This is a genomic window from Glaciimonas soli, assembly GCF_009497155.1.
Lineage (GTDB): Bacteria > Pseudomonadota > Gammaproteobacteria > Burkholderiales > Burkholderiaceae_D > Glaciimonas > Glaciimonas soli.
This window is the reverse complement of the sequence record NZ_WINI01000001.1, coordinates 607,311-626,366: the sequence shown is the minus strand read 5'-3', so window position 1 is coordinate 626,366 and position 19,056 is coordinate 607,311. Positions and strand designations below refer to the sequence as shown.

The window sequence follows — 19,056 nt, the reverse complement described above, 5'->3', positions numbered from 1 at the left end:
TTTCACCAACTTCATTTTCGAACGAAAAACATAAGGATTTACCATGTTAAATGTGACGATGATAGGTTTCGGTGCGATCGGTTGCACGGTATTTAAAGTGATAAAAAATGATGCCGAAGTGCGCATTTCACAAATCGTTGTTCATAACGAGGAAATGCGTGCCGAAGTGCAAGCCAAAGTTGGTGACAACGTAGTGGTCGTGAGCCGCATTAGCGATTTGCCGCAGCGTCCCGAATTTGTTTTGGAGTGCGCAGGCCATGCCGCATTGACCGCTTGTGTGCTGCCCTTGCTGGCATCAGGTGTGGATTGTGCTTTGGTCTCGATCGGGGCGCTGGCATCCGACGGCATGCAGGAAAAGTTGGAAGCGGCGGCACGTCAGGGTAAGGCAACTATTACGTTAATGTCTGGCGCGATTGGCGGTATTGACGCGATATCGGCTGCCAAATTTGGCGGTCTGGATGAAGTGCTCTATACCGGACGTAAGCCAGCGTTAAGCTGGATCGGCACGCCAGCGGAAGAGTTGTTCAAGTTGGCAGAACTATCAGAAGCTACCGTTATTTTTCGCGGTAACGCACGTGAAGCGGCGCAGCTTTATCCTAAAAATGCCAACGTTGCGGCCACTTTGGCGATCGCAGGCCTTGGTTTAGATCATACCAAGGTGACTTTGATTGCCGATCCTGCTGCTACGCAAAATATCCACACCATTGAAGCACGTGGCGTGTTTGGCCAAATGAAGATGGAAATACAAGGCAATCCGCTGCCGGAGAATCCTAAAACTTCAGCATTGACGGCTTATAGCATTATTCGCGCTATAAAAAATCGGGTGCGGCCGGTCGTAATCTAATCCGGAGCGATGCCTCTCGCCCGTTAGAGGGAGAGAGGAAAAAAGCGCGGGACATGTCGTAAAAAGAAAGAGACAAACAAATGAAAACCTTACCCATCTTTATCGGCGGTGAATGGAAACTCGGCCGTGGCGCAATTTACACGTCGATTTATCCTGCCGATCAAAGCGTCAACGCTGATGTCGCTGGCGCAGATTTGAACGATGTGGAAGAGGCCATTCAAGCCGCTGATGCCGCCTGGCGTCGCGACAACTGGCGTGGTTTAAAGCCGCATGAACGTGCCGCAGTTCTATACCGTATTGCAGCTGGCATTCGCGCACGACACGAAGAGCTGGCACAATTACAGCGCCGCGATAACGGCAAGCCTATAAATGAAACGCGCGTATTGGTTACCAGTGCTGCGAATACGTTTCAGTACTTTGCGGCGTGTCTGGAAACGCTGGAAGATGCGCTCACGCCTAGTCGTGGTGACTATTTGACCATGAGCACGCACGAGCCGATTGGCGTGGTGGTAGCAATTACGCCATGGAATTCACCGATTGCCAGCGAAGCGCAAAAACTTGCTCCGGCATTGGCAGCGGGTAATGCGGTCGTACTTAAACCGGCTGAAATGACGCCGCTGTTAGCGTTGGAGTTGGCCAAAATTTGCGAAGCCGCCGGTGTGCCAAAAGGCGTGCTGAGTGTCTTGCCGGGCAAAGGTTCTGTGATAGGTGATGCGCTGGTCAATCATCCATTAGTCAAAAAAGTATCGTTCACCGGTGGTACCAATGTCGGGCGTGGTATTGCTCGTCTGGCGGCAGAAAAGCTGATGCCTGTTTCGCTGGAATTGGGTGGAAAATCACCGACCATGGTGTTTGCAGACGCTGATCTTGATCATGCTGTAAACGGTGTGTTATATGGCATTTTTAGTTCATCAGGCGAGGCGTGCATTGCTGGTTCGCGCCTGTTCGTGGAGCGTCCTATCTATCAGGAGTTTATGCAGCGCTTGGTCGCCGGAGCAGAGAAGCTGCGCGTCGGCAACCCTGAGAGCGAAAGCACGCAGATGGGGCCGTTGATCAGTGCCGCACACAGACAAAGTATAGAGCGATACGTCGATATTGGTCAGAGTGAAGGCGGTAAGTTGTTGACCGGCGGTAAACGCCCACAAGGTGCAGAATTTGATCGGGGATTTTTCTATAGTCCTACCATCATAGAAGGTCTTACTAATCAGTCGCAAATGTGCCAGGAAGAGATTTTTGGCCCGGTCTTGGCTGCTATGCCGTTCGATGATGAAGCGACTTTATTGACTGAGGCGAACGATAGTGTGTTTGGTTTGGCTGCCGGCATTTGGACCCAGGATTACAAGCGAGCGTGGCGTGTTGGCCGTGCGGTGGATGCGGGCACGGTGTGGATAAATACGTATAAATTATTTTCGATCACGACGCCTTTCACAGGGCGTAAAGAAAGTGGTATGGGACGTGAAAAAGGACATCGCGGGATTCTTGAATACAGCCAGCAAAAAAGTATGTATTGGGGTTTGAACGAAGCGCCCATGGCTTGGGCTAATTGATTTTGCGGTTGTGATGCAGGGGTAGGGTAGGCACGTTTGTCTGCCCACGCGGTATTAATCCGAGGAACCTATGACAGACGCAGGCCTGCGCTGTTATCTCTGACGTTAATGCCTTTCCTCCCTGGAGTCTCCGGATGGACAGAACAGCGTGCCTACCCAACTTTTGGAACAGCTGTTGCAGATATTTTGAAAGAAAAAAATGAGCATATTGGGTATTGAGCAAATTACTTACGGTGTGGAAGATCACGCCGCGTGTCAGAAATTCTTTGCAGATTGGGGTTTGAAGCCTGTTGAGAAGAGTGCTGACGGTGCAATCTTTGAAACGCTCAATGGCTGTCGCGTTGTGCTGTCCGATATCAATGACCCAACTCTTCCCCCGGCTTTTGAAGCTGGTCCAACCTTGCGTGAAGTGGTGTGGGGCGTAGCAAATAAAGCCGATCTTGATCTCGTTCGCGCAAAGTTAGTTGGTCAACCTGGATACGTCAGTACTGAAAATAGCGTGAGCTGCCTGGACCCAAGCGGTATGGCGATTCGGGTGCAAGTGACGCAAAAGCGCGCGATTGATGTAAAGGGTTCGCCAAGTAATACTTGGGATGCCAACAATCGAATTGATACGCCGGCAGCAATTTATGAAAGAGCTGAACCGGTCGAAGTCGGTCATGTAGTGTTTTTTACCAATTGTATCGCTGCCCAAGAAAAGTTTTATCACGACTTATTGGGTTTTGAGACTTCGGATCGCTATCCAGATCGTGGTGTGTTTATGCGCTGCGCTCCACACGGTGGTCATCACGATCTCTTCTTGTTGCAACTTCCAAATGGCAAAGTCGGCTTGAATCACGTTGCCTTTACCGTTCGCGATATTCATGAAGTATTTGGTGGTGGTTTGCATATCAGCCGCTGCGGCTGGGATACGCAATTGGGACCGGGCCGTCATCCGATTTCATCTGCTTATTTTTGGTATTTCAACAATCCTGCTGGCGGTTTGATCGAATATTACGCGGACGAAGATATCTTGACGCCAGCTTGGCAAGCGCGCGAATTTGAACCGGGCCCGACCAGATTTGCAGAGTGGGCGATTGATGGCGGTATTGATGGTAATACGCGTCGCCAGCACAACGTAAAAGCGGTTGACGGTAAGTTTATGACGGATACCAAGAAGGGTTAAGGCGATGGAAAAGCCAAACACAATTGTTGTCATTGGCGGTGGCCAGGCAGCTGGCTGGGTGTTGAAAACCTTGCGGGCAGAAGGCTTTGCCGGTCGTTTGCTGATGATCGCAGCCGAACCGCATGCGCCTTATGAGCGGCCGCCGCTATCGAAAGCGGTATTAGCTGGCACGGCATCGCTGAGCTCCGTTCAGCTGATTTCTGACGAAGAATTTCAAGCACTTAACGTTGAATGCATCCAGCCAGACGAAGCTATCAGCATAGATCGGATTACACGTACCGTGCATTGTCGCAGTAGCCGCAGCGTGAACTACGATCAATTGGTGCTGGCCACCGGCGGTGAGGCACGCAGATTATCTGAAGGTGTCACGAACAATGCTCATGTTCATTATCTGCGCACACTGAGTGACGCAAGCGCATTGCGGGTGGCATTGGACGGCAAGCGCCAATTGGTAGTGATTGGTGGTGGCTGGATTGGCTTGGAAGTGGCTGCCACTGCGCGCAAGTTGGGATTGGAGGTCACGGTTGTCGAGGCATTTGAACGACTATGCGCACGCGCTGCGCCATTACAGATTTCCGCTGTGCTGCAAGCCCTGCACGAAAAAAATGGCGTAAAGATTCTGCTTAACTCGCAACTGGAAAACTTATCCGACCTTGATGGAACGATTTCGGTGCAATTAAAAGACGGTAGCGTTTTGACAGCTGATGTCGTCGTTGCTGGTATCGGTCAAACACCCAACGTTGACCTGGCGTTGACATGTGGCCTGGAGGTGGATAACGGCATAGTGGTGGATAACCAAGGCCGTACGTCCGATTCACTGATTTTCTCTTGTGGCGATGTTGCTAACCAACCGCATCATTTGTCAGATGGTCGTTTGCGTCTGGAGTCTTGGGCGAACGCCCAAAATCAGGCAGTCGTCGTTGCTAAAGCGATGCTTGGCAGTGATGAGATTCATGCCGAGGCACCGTGGTTTTGGTCGGATCAATATGATTTGAATCTGCAAATTTTAGGATTCGCACCAGCAGATGCAGAAGTGGTCGTGCGAGGCGATCTTGACGCTGCAAATGCCACGTTATTTTTCTTCAAAGATGATGTGTTGTGTAGCGCGATTGCTTTGAATAACGGCCGCGATATCAAAGTCGCCAAGCGTTGGATGGCACAGGGCAAAATAATTGACAGGGAAATTTTGCAAGATGTGTCAAAACCACTTAAGCCTTAGTTAAAAAAGGTGTGGATTGATTTTAATAAAAGTAGCCTGATTAGCCTCAGGCGCATAGGAGAAGTTGTATGAGTGAGCAGCGTCAGATCGATGTGCAGAATTTCATCGACGAAAAGTCTTTTTCAGGCTATCAAATTTTAATTTTCATTTTTTGCTTTTTGATCGTTGCTGCTGACGGTCTTGATACGGTGATTTTGGGGCCTTTGGTTCCGGCGCTGATGCACGATTGGGGCGTAACACGGATGGAATTGGCACCAGTGTTTACTGCGGCATTGATTGGCTTGGCGATTGGTTCAATGGGCGGGGGAATATTGGCTGATAAATTTGGCCGTCGTAAAGTGTTGATTGTTTCGGTATTTATGTTCAGCATTTTCTCCCTAGCTTCCGCGTTTGCTGGTGGCGTTGTCGAAATGACGCTGTTGCGGTTTTTGACCGGTATCGGCTTAGGTGCAGCGATGTCGAATGCGGTGACATTGATGTCTGAATACACGCCGCAGCGCATCCGATCACGTATCGTCAATACCGTGTTCATGGGTTTTGTAGTCGGCGCCTGGGCCGGCGGTTATCTGGCTGCGTGGTTAGTGCCGCATTTCGGTTGGCATAGTTTGTTTTATGTCGGAGGTTTGGTGCCTCTGGCCCTGAGCTTTGCAATGTTCCTACTACCTGAGTCGCCGCGCTTTATGGTGGTACAAAACTGGCCTCAGAAAAAAATTGCTCGTGTTCTGAACAAAATTTCCCCAAATTCGGTCACCGTAAACGATAAATTTACGATTGTTTTGCCGCCGCAAGTGGATGGCAAGTCGGCACTGTCAGTGATTTTTTCTGAAAAATATCTGTTCGGGACCATTTGTTTATGGATCACGCTGTTCATGGGGATGGTGATTTTTTACTTTGTCACGAGCTGGATGCCGGTGATCGTTAAAGATGCCGGGTTTACTTTGGCTGACGGTGCCAAAATCATGGCGCTATATCCATTAGGCGGCCTGATCGGAGGCATTGTTGTTGGTTATTTTATGGATAAATTTAATCCCCATAAAGCCATTGCCGCTTCCTATTTACTCGGTGCGATTTTCATAGGCGCGATAGGTTTTGGATTCCATGACCTGACTGTATTGAGTTCATTGGTCTTTGTTGCCGGTATGTTCATGAGCAGCGCCCAAGGTTCAATGCCAACGCTCGCAGCCGCTTTTTATCCGACAGTAGGACGCGCAACCGGTGTTTCATGGATGCTTGGGATCAGCAGACTTGGTTCGATTCTCGGCGCAGCTGGCGGCAGTTTGGTACTCGGCCTTGGTTTAAGTTTGAACGTTGTGTTTATCTTATTGGCGATTCCCGGAGTGATTGCTGCAATTGCTTTGATGTTCAAGGGAGGTCATATGCACCGCCAGCAAGAATTACTAAAACAACAGACTCAAGCAGCCTGAGACCATGAATTTGGTTGTGAGCCGCGGTTAACGCCGTGGCGATTTAAATAGGACTTTCGTCCGCATTATAAAAATATTGGAGATAGTAAATGAAACAAGTGACTTGGCTGAAATTATCAGCCATTGCGGGTGCTGCTGCGTCTTTGGTTTGCATGTCGTCAGCGTATGCTGATGTGAATGTGACGAGTAACGTAACAATCTACGGTAGTCTGGATGCCGGGCCAACCTACGTCAGCAACGCGGGTGCCGGAGCAAAAACCATACTTGATTACGGTGGATTGCAACCTGATCGTATCGGTTTTCGTGGCATAGAAAATCTTGGCGATGGATATTCTGCGGTATTTAAATTGGAAAATGGTTTTTCCACTAGTACGGGAGCGATGATACGTCCCGGCGTACTTTTCAATCGTATGTCGTATGTGGGTATTGCCAATCAACAGGTCGGAACGCTGACTTTGGGGCATCAAACTACTATCATGTTTGACATGCTTGATCCATTGAGTACAGGTTATATATTGGGAAGTTTTTATGCTTTCCATCCTGGCAATTTGGATGACCTGGCTAATATCGGTACACCTGATAATGTCATTAAATTTACCAGCGCTAACTTTAGTGGATTGACTGCTGCCGCAATGATCGGTTTGGGTGGACAAGCGGGGGATAGCTCTACAAATCGGGTGCTCGGTTTTGGTGCCAATTATGTTAACGGTCCGTTGAAAATTGGTGCTGCCTATAACAGTGCCAATAACAAGGTACTGACTCTTGAATCTTCAATGGGTTTAACTTCATTGGCCGGTCAGGATTTTGCGGCAACTGGCGGGACTATGCCGACTAATAACGTCCGTAATATGGGCTTAGGTGCGAGTTATGACACTGGGCCAGTATTGTTGCATACGCTGTTTACGCAAACCAGAATTGAAGGTTTGGTGGGGTCAGCAAAAATGAATAATGCTGAGTTGGGTGCGAATTTCCGTATTACGCCGGTGTATTCGTTTAACTTGGGTTATACCTATTCCAAGCTGGATGATATGAAGTGGAATCAATTCAACTTGAATAACGTGTATTCCTTATCCAAGCGTACCGAGGTGTATTTGCAAGGGACGTTGCAGAAGGCTTCTGGTCAAACTGATACTGGGGAAAGTACTTTGGCTGCGATTAATACGGCGGGGATTTCTTCTAATCAGAATCAGGCTACTTTGAGGTTGGGTGTGCATCATTCGTTTTGATTGACTGATGATGTAGCTTCTGCGGTGGTCACTCCGTGGTTCCGGCAATGTCGGGGGGGAGCCCGACAGCCACTTGCTTTCTTTGCTTCGCCAAAAAAATAAGCACAGAAAGGGCGGGAGCACTGCTCCTGCCAGAGTCGTCACTCGTCTTTGACGAGTGGTCCCCAAATATGTCTTCCCTCATTCGGGAGGAAAGACCAACTCGCCTTCGGCTCAGACATGTCTTCCCTCTTTATCCGAATGAGGGGCAGCATATTTGGCAACGTCCAATGCGGGGTACTTCAAAATCAGCTTCAACGTCACAAGCAACAGTCTTGTTGCTTGTGACGTTGATGATTTTCTCGTTTATTCCTTAGAAAAATCCACGTCAGGTCTTATCGGCATTTTGCGTGAGGTCGCACGCGCGTATTGTGGGGGCCAGGATGTCAGGTCGTTGAGTTCATTTGCTGCGTGTAGTGGCCAGTATGGATCACGTAATAGCTCACGTGCCAGCAATACTAAATCGGCTTGCCCTGTATGCAGAATATGTTCCGCTTGAATCGCGGAGGTGATCATGCCGACCGCGCCACTTGGGATGTCAGCTTCTTTTCTGACGCGTTCTGCAAATTGTGTTTGATAGCCGGGGCCGACGGGGATGTTGGCCAGGATGTTGCCGCCACTTGATACATCCACCAGATCGACGCCGGCAGTGCGTAGCAGACGACTCAGAGCCACGGTTTCATCTGCGTTCCAGCCGCCTTCTACCCAGTCGGTTGCCGACAGACGAACGAATAGCGGTAAATCTTGCGGCCATACGGCGCGTACTGCGGTGGTTACTTCCATCACTAAACGAATGCGATTGTCGAAGCTGCCGCCGTATTGGTCGGTACGCGTGTTGCTGATTGGGGATAAAAATTGGTGTAGCAGATAGCCATGTGCGGCATGGATCTCTACTATTTTAAAACCTGCGGTGAGCGCGCGTTTTGCTGCCGCGACGAAGGCTTGCACCACGCCTTGAATTTCTTCTGCGGTTAATGCATGCGGCGTGTCATAGGTTGGGTCAAATGCTAATGCAGATGGCCCTACTGTCGGCCAGCCGCCTGAAGTAGTTGGTACGTAACCTTGCTGTTCTTCCCATGGACGATACACACTGGCTTTGCGGCCGGCATGAGCCAGTTGAATCCCTGCAACAGTGCCTTGCTGTTCCAGAAAGTGGGTAATGCGACGCAATGGGGCGATGTGTTCATCTTTCCAGATTCCCAAATCTTGCGGTGATATGCGTCCTTCTGGAACGATGGCTGCAGCTTCAGTAATGATCAATCCGGCACCACCGACAGCGCGGGAACCCAGATGCACTAAATGCCAATCATTGGCAAATCCATCTTTTGAAGAATATTGGCACATCGGTGCCACTGCAATGCGATTTGGCAGGCTGACGCTACGTAAGGTCAACGGGGAAAAAAGTTTGCTCATTTATAGCTCCTAAAAATCATGTGTGAGGGATTTTTCTCCCGCTTTCGCAAGCGGGAGAAGGGAGTGATCAGGAATTAGCGGATTGATGGTTGACTATCAGTATTAAATTGCAGTGCGGCCAGGCTGGCATATAAACCACCTTGTGCAACCAGCGATGCATGCGTACCGGTCTCTACGATATGGCCATGTTCCAGCACGATGATACGATCGGCTCGTTGTACGGTGGCTAAACGGTGGGCAATGACCAGCGTGGTGCGGCCAACCATGGCCGCTTCCAGCGCGCCTTGGACTACGCGTTCCGACTCAGCGTCAAGTGCGCTAGTGGCTTCATCTAGCAATAGTAACGGCGGATTTTTCAACAATGCGCGAGCAATGGCAATGCGTTGACGCTGGCCGCCGGATAAGCGCACACCGCGCTCACCTAAGAATGATTGGTAGCCATTTGGCAGACGTTGGATGAATTCGTCTGCTGCGGCCATTTTTGCGGCAGCGATAACTTCGTCGTCACTAGCGCCAACGCGACCATAGCGAATGTTATCCATTGCATTGGCAGAAAAAATCACCGTATCTTGCGGCACGATGCCGATAGCATTGCGCAAGGTGTGCAGACTGAGCGATTTAATATCAACGCCATCAAGTTTGATGGTTCCTTGTTGCGGATCGTAAAAGCGCATCAACAATTGGAATAACGTGGTTTTCCCCGCACCTGAAGGGCCAACAATGGCAATGGTTTCGCCCGGATTGATACTCAGAGAAAAATGCGTCAACGATAAGGTGTCTGGGCGAGAAGGGTAATGGAACGCCACATCGTCAAGTATTAATGCCGCGCCTTGCGCAGTCCGTGGCGGCAACGCCGCTGGATGTGATGCCGATTGCACTGGCGATTTGGCTGCCAACAATTCCAACAGACGTTCGGCAGCACCGGCAGCACGTTGGGTGTCGCCCATGACTTCCGATAATGCGCCGATGGAGCTGGCAACCAGTGCCGCATATAGAATGAATTGGCCCAGTTCGCCACCGCTCATGCGCCCCTGAATCACTGCATGCGCGCCTAACCATAAGACGAACACAATCGCGCCAAAGGTCAATAAAATCGCCATCATGGTCAGTAATGAACGTGCACGTATGCGTTGCAGGGCGGTCTGAAATGAATGTTCAATCGCACCACTGAAGCGCTGCGATTCGATGGTTTCATGGGTATATGCCTGGACGGTCGGCATCGCATTCAAAATTTCGCCCGCCATCGCTGAAGCATCGGCGACACGGTCTTGCGAAGCCCGTGATAATTTGCGTACACGACGGCCAAACATAATAATCGGCAGTACCACCAAGGCCAGCATGACGATAATGATGACGCTCAGTTTGGCGCTACTGACGAACAGCATGATCAAGCCACCGGCAAACAACAAGCCATTGCGTAAAGCCATCGAAATGCTGGTGCCGACTAATGTCTGAATCAATGTGGTGTCGGCTGTGAGGCGCGATAACACTTCACCGGTTTTGGTGGTTTCAAAAAATTGCGGGCTTTGTGTCACCACATGCGAATACACCGCGCTGCGTAAATCAGCGGTAACCCGCTCACCCAACCAAGACACCATATAAAACCGCGCTGCAGCGGCAACCCCCATTACACAGGCAACGCCGAACAAGGCAAGAAAATACAGATCAATATGCGTAGGGTTGCTGATACCTTTACCACCGAAACCCAAATCTATCATTTGCCGAAAAGCATATGGAATCGCCAATGTCGCACCGGCCGCAACGATCAATGCCAGACCTGCCAAGACAAACTGACGCTTGTAGGGAGAAAGAAAAGGGATCAAGCCAGCTAGTGTCGCCAAGCTACGCTTTTGTGGTTCTTTGATAGTTGTGGTGTCGGTCATGTTTTGCAAAGGTTGATGCTGATGGATGACGATTGCTAATCGTTGAGTTGATTAGATAGACTCTAAAGACAGCCGCTAGTGTAGTGGATGTTGCGACGCAATGTTCAATTGCAAGTGGATTTGTCAGAACTAAGTCTGCAGCGATAATGACCTTTTCCCCCAATATTAGATATGATGGCAATCTTGCAGTATGTTTCTAGAAAAAAATTTATTCCTACATTTGGAGCGGTTAATGGCTATTACTTCCAGCACTTTTAGCGTTTCTCGTTGTTTGCGAAATATTACTTTTATGTTTGGTTTGCTAGGTTTATTGATGGTATCCAACGTTGCCAGGGCTTCATTATTCGGGAACGATATCAAGGGTTCCGGTAACATTAAGGAGCAAACGCGCGAAGTCGGTCATTTCAACGCGCTTAGCCTGGGGCTGCCTGCAGATGTACAACTGCGTCAGGGCAATACGGAGCGCGTGACCATTTCGACGGATGACAACATATTGCCGCTGGTTGAAACCGTGGTTGAGCATGGTGTGCTGAAAATTCAGCCGGCCCACGAACACACCAGTTTTTCATCCACCAAACTCATCGTGATCGTCGAAGCAAAGGATATTAATAATATTTCCATTGGTGGCTCTGGCACCATTGTTGCCGACAAACTGAATGCGCCGCGGTTAAGCGTCGCGATAGGTGGCTCCGGTATCGTGCAAATTAGTGGATTGAATAGTGATGCGCTCTCAATTTCTCTTGGTGGAAGTGGTGGCTTTAAGGCGTCAGGTATCGCCAATTCGATAGCTGCCACTATTGGCGGCTCTGGTAGCGTACTCATGGGACATCTGGAGGCGAAGACCGTGGAAGTCACCTTAGGTGGTTCCGGCCATGCAATTGTGTGGGCGAAGAGTGCGCTCAGACTCATGATCGCTGGCTCAGGGAGTGTTGACTACTATGGCGATCCTGCAGTTTCCAGATCGGTATTCGGTTCCGGTCAGGTGACGCAATTGGGTGCGTCGCCGGAATAATCTAATGTAAATGAAGGTGAGTGCAACTTGGCATAGATACTAGAAGTTTCTATACGATTTTTATACGCGCTCACCTAAATGCTCACTTAGAAAATCAACAAAAACGCGAACTGCGGGGATTAAGCCGCGTTGCGTTGGATAAACCACTTGTACACTGCCGGAGGGCAGAGACCATGCGGGAAGTACATGTACTAATGTACCTAGTTCAAATTCTTTAAGGCAGTATTCGCCAGGCAGCGTAGTGATGCCTAAACCATGTAACGCGACTTCTTTGCGGACATTAAAATCTTCGATTGCTAATCTTGGTTCAACAACGATAGCGGCATGCGCGTTGTCCGGTCCGGTGAACGAGAGGCGCATGCGCCGATCTTGATCGACAGCACCTAGTATTGGGAGTTTTGAGAGATCTTTGGGGTGCGCCAAGGCACCGGATTGTGCCATCAGCGCCGGCGCTGCCACCAGATAATCGCTGGTAGTACGCAAGCGACGTGTTGCAAGATTCGGATCTTCATCTCCTGTTATGCGTGCTCGGACGGCGACGTCTATTCCTTCTTCCAATAAATTGATACGTCGGTTGCTCAGGATAAAGTCCAGTCTGACTTTGGGGTACTTTTCCAAAAATAGTATTACCAGCGTTTCCAGGCCCATTTTCGCGATTGCTGTCGGACAACTAACACGTACCAGACCGTTGGGTTCGGCGAGTGAACTGGTAATGGTAAGTTGTGCGGCTTCAGCCGCAGCAATGACTTCCTGACAATGTTGATAGAAGCGCTGACCAAGATCTGTGAGAGTGATGGAACGCGTATTTCTCTGCAGCAGACGAGCATTCAAACGTTGTTCTAATTCCGCGACGCGGCGTGATAAGCGTGATTTAGGCACCCCCAAAGCACGGCTGGCGGCGCTAAATCCACCGTGTTCAACAACGCTGGCGAAAAAAAATAAGTCGTTTAAATCTTGCATGATAATTACTTATTTCCTTTATTGTCCTATGTGTAGAACAATATATCCTAATTTCGATGGCTAGTTCTATTTGTGCTTCATGTGTAGTCTTTCACTTAGACCAACGCAACATTGACGAATATAAAGGAACTCATCATGAAATTACTCCATATCGACTCCAGCATCCTCGGCGATGCATCAGCTTCACGCCAATTATCACGTGAGGTGGCGGATGCAATAAAAGCTTCAGAATCGGCAGCTAATGTGACTTATCGCGATTTAAGCAAAGACCTCACTGCGCATCTTTCAGGCGCAACATTCGCGGCCAAAGGTACGCCAGCGGATCAGCGTGATGCAGCGCAGGCACGCGAAGTGGCATTGAGCGAAACAATACTGCGGGAGTTTATGGACGCCGACGTAATCGTGCTTGGCGCACCAATGTATAACTTCACCATACCGACACAGCTCAAATCCTGGATAGATCAAATCAGTGTGGCTGGCGTGACTTTCCGTTATACCGAAAACGGTCCAGAAGGTTTGGCCAAGGGAAAACGCGTTGTGATTGTCGCGACTTCAGGCGGTATCCATGCAGGCAAACCTACCGGGATTGCGCATGTAGATTATCTTAAATTGGTGCTCAATTTCTTGGGAATTACCGACATTGAGGTAGTAAATGCTGAAGGCTTGAATTACGGCGAAGAAATGAAAGCGAATGGCTTGGCAGCTGCGCGCACTGAGATAGAGCGGTTAGCAAACCTTTCCCCTGCGCTGGCTTAATCTTCATCCAGGCAGTCAACATAAAGCGTGCATCAGCTTTTGTCTGGTGCACGCTTGGCTTTATGTCAGCCACATATATGACGGTAATCGTATGCGGCTGTTTTATTCAGTGGGCGCTATGGATCGCAAAGGCCGCTGATGAAAAACGCTGGTTGAAAATCATGCGACAGCTTTACTGACTACACCATCTTGATTCGCCGCATGGCTGGCGATTTCTATTTGCCGATTTACTGCGCTGAAGACAGCTTTGAATGACGCTGTCAGGATGTTGGCATCAATCCCAACGCCGAAGCCGGTCGGCGCGTCGTTGAGGCGCAGTTCTATATAGCTGGCCGCTTGCGCATCGGCGCCGGCGCTGATCGCGTGTTCATGAAAATCCATGACTTTGATGTTCAGCCCCAAAGCGTTGACGAATGCAGCGATTGGCCCATTACCGCTGCCAGTTACGGTTTGCGCCTGCCCATCACACAAGATATCGACGGCGATCTGAATCGTTTCGGAAGCACTCGTATCTTCCTTGATACGATGTCCGACGTAGCTGTAAGGCGCATGTTGGTCCAAATATTCTTGTTTGAAAATGCGGTAAATATCTCCGCCAGTAATTTCTTTACCTGTTTCATCTGCCGCTTTTTGGATAGCGCGGCTAAATTCAATTTGCAATCGTCGTGGCATAGCCAAGCCATGCTCTTGCTCCAACAAATACGCCATGCCGCCTTTACCTGATTGACTATTGATGCGAATTACCGCGTCGTAGCTACGGCCAAGATCGGCCGGATCAATTGGCAAGTAAGGAATTTCCCAAATGGCATCGGCTTGTTGTGCGGCGAAACCCTTTTTAATAGCGTCCTGGTGTGAACCAGAAAATGCCGTAAAGACCAGATCGCCAACATAAGGATGACGCGGGTGTACCGGGATTTGATTACAGTCTTCAACGCAATGACGGATGGAGTCGATGTCAGAAAAATCTAAACCGGGATTGACGCCTTGCGTGTACAAATTTAATGCCACCGTAACCAAATCGACATTGCCTGTGCGTTCGCCATTACCGAATAAGCAGCCCTCGACCCGATCTGCACCAGCCATTACGGCCAATTCTGCAGCCGCAACACCAGTGCCACGGTCATTGTGTGGATGGACGCTGATGATAGTGGCGTCGCGGCGGGCCAAATTGCGATGCATCCATTCGATTTGATCTGCAAATACATTCGGCGTACTGCACTCGACTGTGGTTGGTAAGTTGAGGATGATCTTGCGGGTTGGTGAAGCTTCCCAGGCATCGACTACGGCATCGCAGACTTCTTTGGAGAAATCTAATTCGGCCAAGCTGAAGGTTTCTGGTGAGTATTCATAGCGCCATTCGGTTTCAGGGCGGGCGTCGGTTAACTCTTTGATCAAACGGGTTCCGGAGACGGCGATTTCTTTGACTTCTTCGCGGCTTTTATTAAAAACAATACGACGCCATGCCGGTGCAATCGGATTGTAGAGATGGACTATCGCTTGTTTGGCACCTTGCAATGATTCAACTGTGCGGCGAATCAAGTCTTCACGCGATTGCGTCAAGACGATGATGGTGACGTCGTCAGGAATATGTTTTTCTTCGATCAATTGGCGAACAAAGTCGAAATCTGTTTGCGAGCCGGAAGGAAAGCCCACTTCGATTTCTTTGAGGCCGACTTTAACCAAGAGCTGGAAGAAACGCAGCTTACGATCAGCATCCATCGGTTCAATCAAAGCTTGATTGCCATCGCGCAAATCGGTACTCATCCAGATCGGCGGTGTGCTAATGACTTGATTCGGCCAAGTGCGGTCGGTCAATGGAATAGGCGGAAACGGGCGATATTTCGCCGCAGGATTTTGCAACATCATGGAGCACCTCTGGTAATGAGATAAATGAATAGGGAAATACGGAAGTGCGAGAGTGGCGGCTGGCTGCCTGACTGCCACTCGAAAATTAACGCGAGGCCAGGCAACCGATCGGTAGCGGTAGTAGTAGTGCTAGTAGGGTATTAATGCGGAGTGAGGTGAATTGCATAATGAAGTCCGTAGTTCCTGCTGTTTGTTCTACAAGTGATTTATTTTTTGCTGCTGACGGTGTTTTGTCAGAATGTCCCGTTGTTCAGGGAAGAAAAATCAGGGTGCGCTTACTTAGTTTAGTAGAGCTAGTAGCGACGACCCTAGCAGCATTGCTGGTAGGGAACCAGTAATGTGTAGTAGAGAGCAGGATAGGGATTTTGCGGAGTTCATTGAGCCAATATAGAGGAATTACTCAAAGTCTGTCAAGTTTTCTTCGTTTTTATTTAAGGCCAAATATGCCAATTAATCCAATGATAATCAGATAAAGCGCAATCACAGTACTCAGCAGACGCGGCACGCAAAGGATCAAAACGCCAGCGATGAGCGAAACAACAGGGGTGAGGTGAAGATGGAGATTCATGACGGTCCTTGAAAAAAAACGGCTTGGCGATGCAAAAAAGAATGTGCATTGGCTAATGCCGATAAAGACACTCAGCCAACATACGCAATAATTTAGCATTATTTTTCAGTTGATCACAAATCGATGTGAATTAAAAAATGTGCAAAAAGCTATTACGTACATAGATGGCCGGACATTCCCTTCCCGGGGAATTCAGTTAAGCGATCGTACTTACTCGATCGCCATAGATTAAACGCGCAATAAAGGAGGGCCGGGACGAGGAGGGAATTGCTTTGCCCGACGTTGTGGTGTGTTCGGCAACCTGTTCAGCAATGTGCGTCCACTGCTCGGATAATTGCTGACATGTTGCGCGTAGCACAGGTGTTAGGCAAGGTAGCTCGGAAAGGGCATGCAAATGATGTTCTATCATTTCCGCCGCTTGCGTTTGAGCAGAGGTTGTTCCGGCAGCTTGTTGATTTACTGTGATGTAGCGCGATATACGCTGTAATACGGCGGATAACAGCATTTCCGGCGGCGTGTCGATGGCGTTGATATCAATCAGGATTGCATTTTGGGCTATAGAAGCAGGGGTGGATGTCAGATGGGTACTCAACATAGACTCCTTGGTTTTCAGGTTTCATTGGGGGCGATTCTTAGCACGCTGACCGAGCCGGGTATTTTGCCTGTAATACTCACTGCTTTCCCACAGCTGCGCATCGTGACGATCCGCTTGTCTGGATAGCTTTAGCCGAGTTTGTGCGTATTAGAGCAGCCCGCCGATCCAACTTTTAAATAATAATGATTCTCATTTATATTATTGAGCTTTAAAATACAAAAAGCAAGTTTTTTTGGTTTGTATCGCTCTAGGGCGTCTAACAATCTGCATGTAAATATTTGTGAGAATCATTGCCGATAATTCCCTTCGGCACGTCTATCCGCTACAATCAAATATTATTCTTTTCGTATATACGCACTTCATCATGATTATTCAGGGCAGCATAGTTGCAATCGTTACTCCCATGCATCCAAACGGCGATCTCGATTTGCCGAGTTTACGAAAGCTGGTTGATTGGCACATAGCGGAAGGTACTGATGCGATTTGCATCGTCGGCACGACTGGTGAATCGCCAACGGTCACGGTGGAAGAGCATGTTAAGTTAATCGAAGTTGCTGTTGAACATGCGGCTAAGCGCATCCCTATTATTGCGGGCGCCGGTGGCAACTCCACAGTAGAGGCCATCAATTTATCGCAACGCGCCAAAGAAGTTGGCGCCGATGCAATCCTGCAAGTAGTCCCTTATTACAATAAGCCGACGCAAGAAGGCATGTATCAGCACTTTAAGAAAATTGCTGAAGCTGTTGATTTGCCCATTATTTTGTACAATGTTCCGGGCCGTACCGTTGCTGACATGAGCAATGAGACTATTTTGCGTTTGGCGCAAATACCTAACATCATTGGCGTGAAAGATGCCACCGGAAATATTGCGCGTGGTTTTGACTTAATCCGTTTGGCGCCTGCTGATTTTGCGGTGTTTTCTGGTGACGATGCTACTGCAATGGCGCTGATGTTTGCTGGCGGTAAAGGTAATATTTCGGTAACTGCCAACGTTGCACCGCGCGAAATGCATCTATTGTGCGTTGCTGCAATGAAGGGCGATGTGCCTGAAGCGGTTAAAATCAATAACAAGATGTTACCATTACATAACAAATTGTTCATTGAACCCAATCCAATTCCAGTTAAGTGGGCGTTGGCTGAAATGGGCTTGATTTCTTCTGGCATGCGTTTGCCACTGGTACAATTGTCGGCTGAATTTGAGCCCGCAGTGCGTGCCGCCATGAGTGAATCTGGTATTTTAAAGTAAGCTCACAGTAAACCCGGACAACCTTAAGCGGTCAGTAAGGTTGTAAATAAGTGCGCTGACAGGCGCTTTTAGATTTTTTTCGTTCCACTTATACTGTATTCACATGACTATTCGTAAGAACATCCCTTCCGTTTTTCGTACAAACAGCTTTACTCAACGCAGTCTTGTCATTGGATTGGCGCTTGCCGGTTTAGCAGGATGCAGTTCACTCACTACGGTATTGGAACCAGATCGTATCGATTATAAAAGCGCTGGCAAAGTCCAGGCGCCAAAACTCGATATTCCACCTGATTTGACCCAATTGCAGCGTGAAAATCGTTATGCGGTTCCTGAAGCTAATTCAGGTACGGCAACTGCTTCGGGTTATAACCTGGAGCAAGGTACCAAGGTAGCCGCTCCGGTTGACGTGGTTGCGCCAAATACAGCGCCTGAAGCGAAAATTGTGCGTGATGGTTCTGAGCGTTGGCTGGTAGTCAACGAATCTCCAGAAAAACTATGGCCGCAAGTTAAAGATTTTTGGCAGGATTCAGGTTTCTTGATCAATACAGAAAATGCTGAAACCGGCGTTATGGAAACTGACTGGGCTGAAAATCGTGCAAAAATCCCGCAGGATTTTGTTCGTAATACACTTGGTAAGGTATTCGATTCACTTTACTCCACGGGTGAGCGCGATAAATTCCGTACCCGTTTAGAGCGTGGTCCAAACGGCACGACCGAAATTTTCATCAGCCATCGTGGTGCTGAAGAAGTACTGACTGGAACGGCGAAAGAAACCAGCGTGTGGACAGCCCGTCCAGCGGATCCGCAACTGGAAGCTGAGTTCTTGTCACGTTTGATGGCACGCCTGAGCGCAGTCGACGTAGCTAAAGCTAAAGCTGCAGTGGTCGATGCCCCAATGATGCAAGCGCGCTCGGTCTTTAACAAAGCTCCTGCCGGAGCAAGTAATGTCGTGATTGCTGAAAGCTTTGACCGCGCATGGCGTCGTGTCGGTTTGGCGTTGGATCGTGTCGGCTTTACGGTAGAAGATCGTAATCGTGACCAGGGTATTTATTTTGTCCGTTACGTTGATCAGGCAAAAGATGCTAAGGATAAAAAGCCAGAAGGTTTCTTTGCGAAAATATTTACCAGTTCGTCAAAACCAGATGATAAAGCAGAGCGTTATCGCGTAGTGATCAAAGGCGTTGGCGATAATAGTCAGGTAACGGTAGAGAATAACGACGGTCAACCAGAAACTTCTCCAGCAGGCGATAAGATCCTGAACTTGCTGAATGAAGAATTGAAGTAATCTTCTGT

General features: G+C 49.0%; 16 protein-coding genes. 10 read left to right on the top strand and 6 right to left on the bottom strand.

Going from position 1 to position 19,056, the window contains the following annotated elements; translation table 11 throughout:
- Nucleotides 1–43: 43 nt before the first annotated feature.
- The 6 genes from GEV47_RS02905 (at nucleotide 44) to GEV47_RS02880 (ending at nucleotide 7,425) form a co-directional block, all read left to right on the top strand.
- Nucleotides 44–844: an aspartate dehydrogenase gene (locus GEV47_RS02905; RefSeq protein WP_228124537.1), complete on the top strand. Its 801-nt coding sequence runs from the start codon at nucleotides 44–46 to the stop codon at nucleotides 842–844.
- Nucleotides 845–924: 80 nt separating this feature from the next.
- On the top strand, nucleotides 925–2,391 hold the full coding sequence (locus GEV47_RS02900) for an aldehyde dehydrogenase (protein WP_153233191.1): 1,467 nt from the start codon (nucleotides 925–927) through the stop codon (nucleotides 2,389–2,391).
- 199 nt (nucleotides 2,392–2,590) lie between these two features.
- Nucleotides 2,591–3,556: a VOC family protein gene (locus GEV47_RS02895; RefSeq protein ID WP_153233190.1), complete on the top strand. Its 966-nt coding sequence runs from the start codon at nucleotides 2,591–2,593 to the stop codon at nucleotides 3,554–3,556.
- 4 nt (nucleotides 3,557–3,560) lie between these two features.
- Complete coding sequence (locus tag GEV47_RS02890; RefSeq protein WP_153233189.1) at nucleotides 3,561–4,775, top strand: NAD(P)/FAD-dependent oxidoreductase; 1,215 nt, start codon at nucleotides 3,561–3,563, stop codon at nucleotides 4,773–4,775.
- 68 nt (nucleotides 4,776–4,843) lie between these two features.
- Entirely contained in the window at nucleotides 4,844–6,199 is a 1,356-nt protein-coding gene (locus GEV47_RS02885) for an MFS transporter (protein ID WP_153233188.1), read from the top strand.
- An 89-nt stretch (nucleotides 6,200–6,288) separates the two neighbouring features.
- The gene (locus GEV47_RS02880; protein WP_153233187.1) at nucleotides 6,289–7,425 is read left to right on the top strand and encodes a porin; all 1,137 of its coding nucleotides are present in this window, start codon (nucleotides 6,289–6,291) and stop codon (nucleotides 7,423–7,425) included.
- Nucleotides 7,426–7,770: 345 nt separating this feature from the next.
- Here the strand turns inward: GEV47_RS02880 and GEV47_RS02875 are convergent, their stop codons facing one another.
- Nucleotides 7,771–8,877 carry an NADH:flavin oxidoreductase/NADH oxidase gene (locus tag GEV47_RS02875; protein WP_153233186.1) on the bottom strand — a complete coding sequence of 369 codons (1,107 nt, stop codon included), beginning with the start codon at nucleotides 8,875–8,877 and terminating at the stop codon, nucleotides 7,771–7,773.
- Nucleotides 8,878–8,951: 74 nt separating this feature from the next.
- Nucleotides 8,952–10,760 (bottom strand): ABC transporter transmembrane domain-containing protein, encoded by a 1,809-nt coding sequence (locus GEV47_RS02870; protein ID WP_153233185.1) that lies wholly within the window; start codon nucleotides 10,758–10,760, stop codon nucleotides 8,952–8,954.
- A gap of 232 nt (nucleotides 10,761–10,992) precedes the next feature.
- On the opposite strand from GEV47_RS02870, the gene GEV47_RS02865 reads away from it, so the two are divergent.
- A complete protein-coding gene (locus GEV47_RS02865) occupies nucleotides 10,993–11,772 on the top strand; it encodes a head GIN domain-containing protein (protein WP_194270559.1) in 780 nt (259 codons plus the stop codon).
- 60 nt (nucleotides 11,773–11,832) lie between these two features.
- Here the strand turns inward: GEV47_RS02865 and GEV47_RS02860 are convergent, their stop codons facing one another.
- A complete protein-coding gene (locus GEV47_RS02860) occupies nucleotides 11,833–12,732 on the bottom strand; it encodes a LysR substrate-binding domain-containing protein (RefSeq protein ID WP_153233183.1) in 900 nt (299 codons plus the stop codon).
- A 135-nt stretch (nucleotides 12,733–12,867) separates the two neighbouring features.
- Between GEV47_RS02860 and GEV47_RS02855 the strand changes: the two genes are divergently transcribed.
- Complete coding sequence (locus GEV47_RS02855) at nucleotides 12,868–13,488, top strand: FMN-dependent NADH-azoreductase (protein ID WP_153233182.1); 621 nt, start codon at nucleotides 12,868–12,870, stop codon at nucleotides 13,486–13,488.
- Between the two features lie 159 nt (nucleotides 13,489–13,647).
- On the opposite strand, the gene leuA is transcribed toward GEV47_RS02855, so the two are convergent.
- The 3 genes from leuA to GEV47_RS02840 all read right to left on the bottom strand — a co-directional run bounded on the left by leuA (nucleotide 13,648) and on the right by GEV47_RS02840 (nucleotide 16,517).
- Nucleotides 13,648–15,354, bottom strand: coding sequence for a 2-isopropylmalate synthase (leuA, locus tag GEV47_RS02850; RefSeq protein WP_153233181.1), 1,707 nt, complete (start codon nucleotides 15,352–15,354; stop codon nucleotides 13,648–13,650).
- A gap of 427 nt (nucleotides 15,355–15,781) precedes the next feature.
- Complete coding sequence (locus GEV47_RS02845; protein ID WP_153233180.1) at nucleotides 15,782–15,922, bottom strand: DUF3096 domain-containing protein; 141 nt, start codon at nucleotides 15,920–15,922, stop codon at nucleotides 15,782–15,784.
- Nucleotides 15,923–16,118: 196 nt separating this feature from the next.
- Nucleotides 16,119–16,517: a hypothetical protein gene (locus tag GEV47_RS02840; protein WP_228124536.1), complete on the bottom strand. Its 399-nt coding sequence runs from the start codon at nucleotides 16,515–16,517 to the stop codon at nucleotides 16,119–16,121.
- A 367-nt stretch (nucleotides 16,518–16,884) separates the two neighbouring features.
- Here GEV47_RS02840 and dapA point away from each other — a divergent pair, with 367 nt between their 5' ends.
- Both dapA and bamC read left to right on the top strand, forming a co-directional pair.
- Entirely contained in the window at nucleotides 16,885–17,763 is an 879-nt protein-coding gene (gene dapA / locus GEV47_RS02835; RefSeq protein WP_322741556.1) for a 4-hydroxy-tetrahydrodipicolinate synthase, read from the top strand.
- A 103-nt stretch (nucleotides 17,764–17,866) separates the two neighbouring features.
- Entirely contained in the window at nucleotides 17,867–19,048 is a 1,182-nt protein-coding gene (bamC, locus tag GEV47_RS02830) for an outer membrane protein assembly factor BamC (protein WP_153233178.1), read from the top strand.
- Nucleotides 19,049–19,056 lie beyond the last annotated feature (8 nt).

Bases quoted from the DNA above. Each gene is read 5' to 3' on its own strand.
- GEV47_RS02905 (WP_228124537.1), top strand. From the start codon at position 44: ATGTTAAATGTGACGATGATAGGTTTCGGTGCGATCGGTTGCACGGTA.
- GEV47_RS02900 (WP_153233191.1), top strand. From the start codon at position 925: ATGAAAACCTTACCCATCTTTATCGGCGGTGAATGGAAACTCGGCCGT.
- GEV47_RS02895 (WP_153233190.1), top strand. From the start codon at position 2,591: ATGAGCATATTGGGTATTGAGCAAATTACTTACGGTGTGGAAGATCAC.
- GEV47_RS02890 (WP_153233189.1), top strand. From the start codon at position 3,561: ATGGAAAAGCCAAACACAATTGTTGTCATTGGCGGTGGCCAGGCAGCT.
- GEV47_RS02885 (WP_153233188.1), top strand. From the start codon at position 4,844: ATGAGTGAGCAGCGTCAGATCGATGTGCAGAATTTCATCGACGAAAAG.
- GEV47_RS02880 (WP_153233187.1), top strand. From the start codon at position 6,289: ATGAAACAAGTGACTTGGCTGAAATTATCAGCCATTGCGGGTGCTGCT.
- GEV47_RS02875 (WP_153233186.1), bottom strand. From the start codon at position 8,877: ATGAGCAAACTTTTTTCCCCGTTGACCTTACGTAGCGTCAGCCTGCCA.
- GEV47_RS02870 (WP_153233185.1), bottom strand. From the start codon at position 10,760: ATGACCGACACCACAACTATCAAAGAACCACAAAAGCGTAGCTTGGCG.
- GEV47_RS02865 (WP_194270559.1), top strand. From the start codon at position 10,993: ATGGCTATTACTTCCAGCACTTTTAGCGTTTCTCGTTGTTTGCGAAAT.
- GEV47_RS02860 (WP_153233183.1), bottom strand. From the start codon at position 12,732: ATGCAAGATTTAAACGACTTATTTTTTTTCGCCAGCGTTGTTGAACAC.
- GEV47_RS02855 (WP_153233182.1), top strand. From the start codon at position 12,868: ATGAAATTACTCCATATCGACTCCAGCATCCTCGGCGATGCATCAGCT.
- leuA (WP_153233181.1), bottom strand. From the start codon at position 15,354: ATGATGTTGCAAAATCCTGCGGCGAAATATCGCCCGTTTCCGCCTATT.
- GEV47_RS02845 (WP_153233180.1), bottom strand. From the start codon at position 15,922: ATGAATCTCCATCTTCACCTCACCCCTGTTGTTTCGCTCATCGCTGGC.
- GEV47_RS02840 (WP_228124536.1), bottom strand. From the start codon at position 16,517: ATGTTGAGTACCCATCTGACATCCACCCCTGCTTCTATAGCCCAAAAT.
- bamC (WP_153233178.1), top strand. From the start codon at position 17,867: ATGACTATTCGTAAGAACATCCCTTCCGTTTTTCGTACAAACAGCTTT.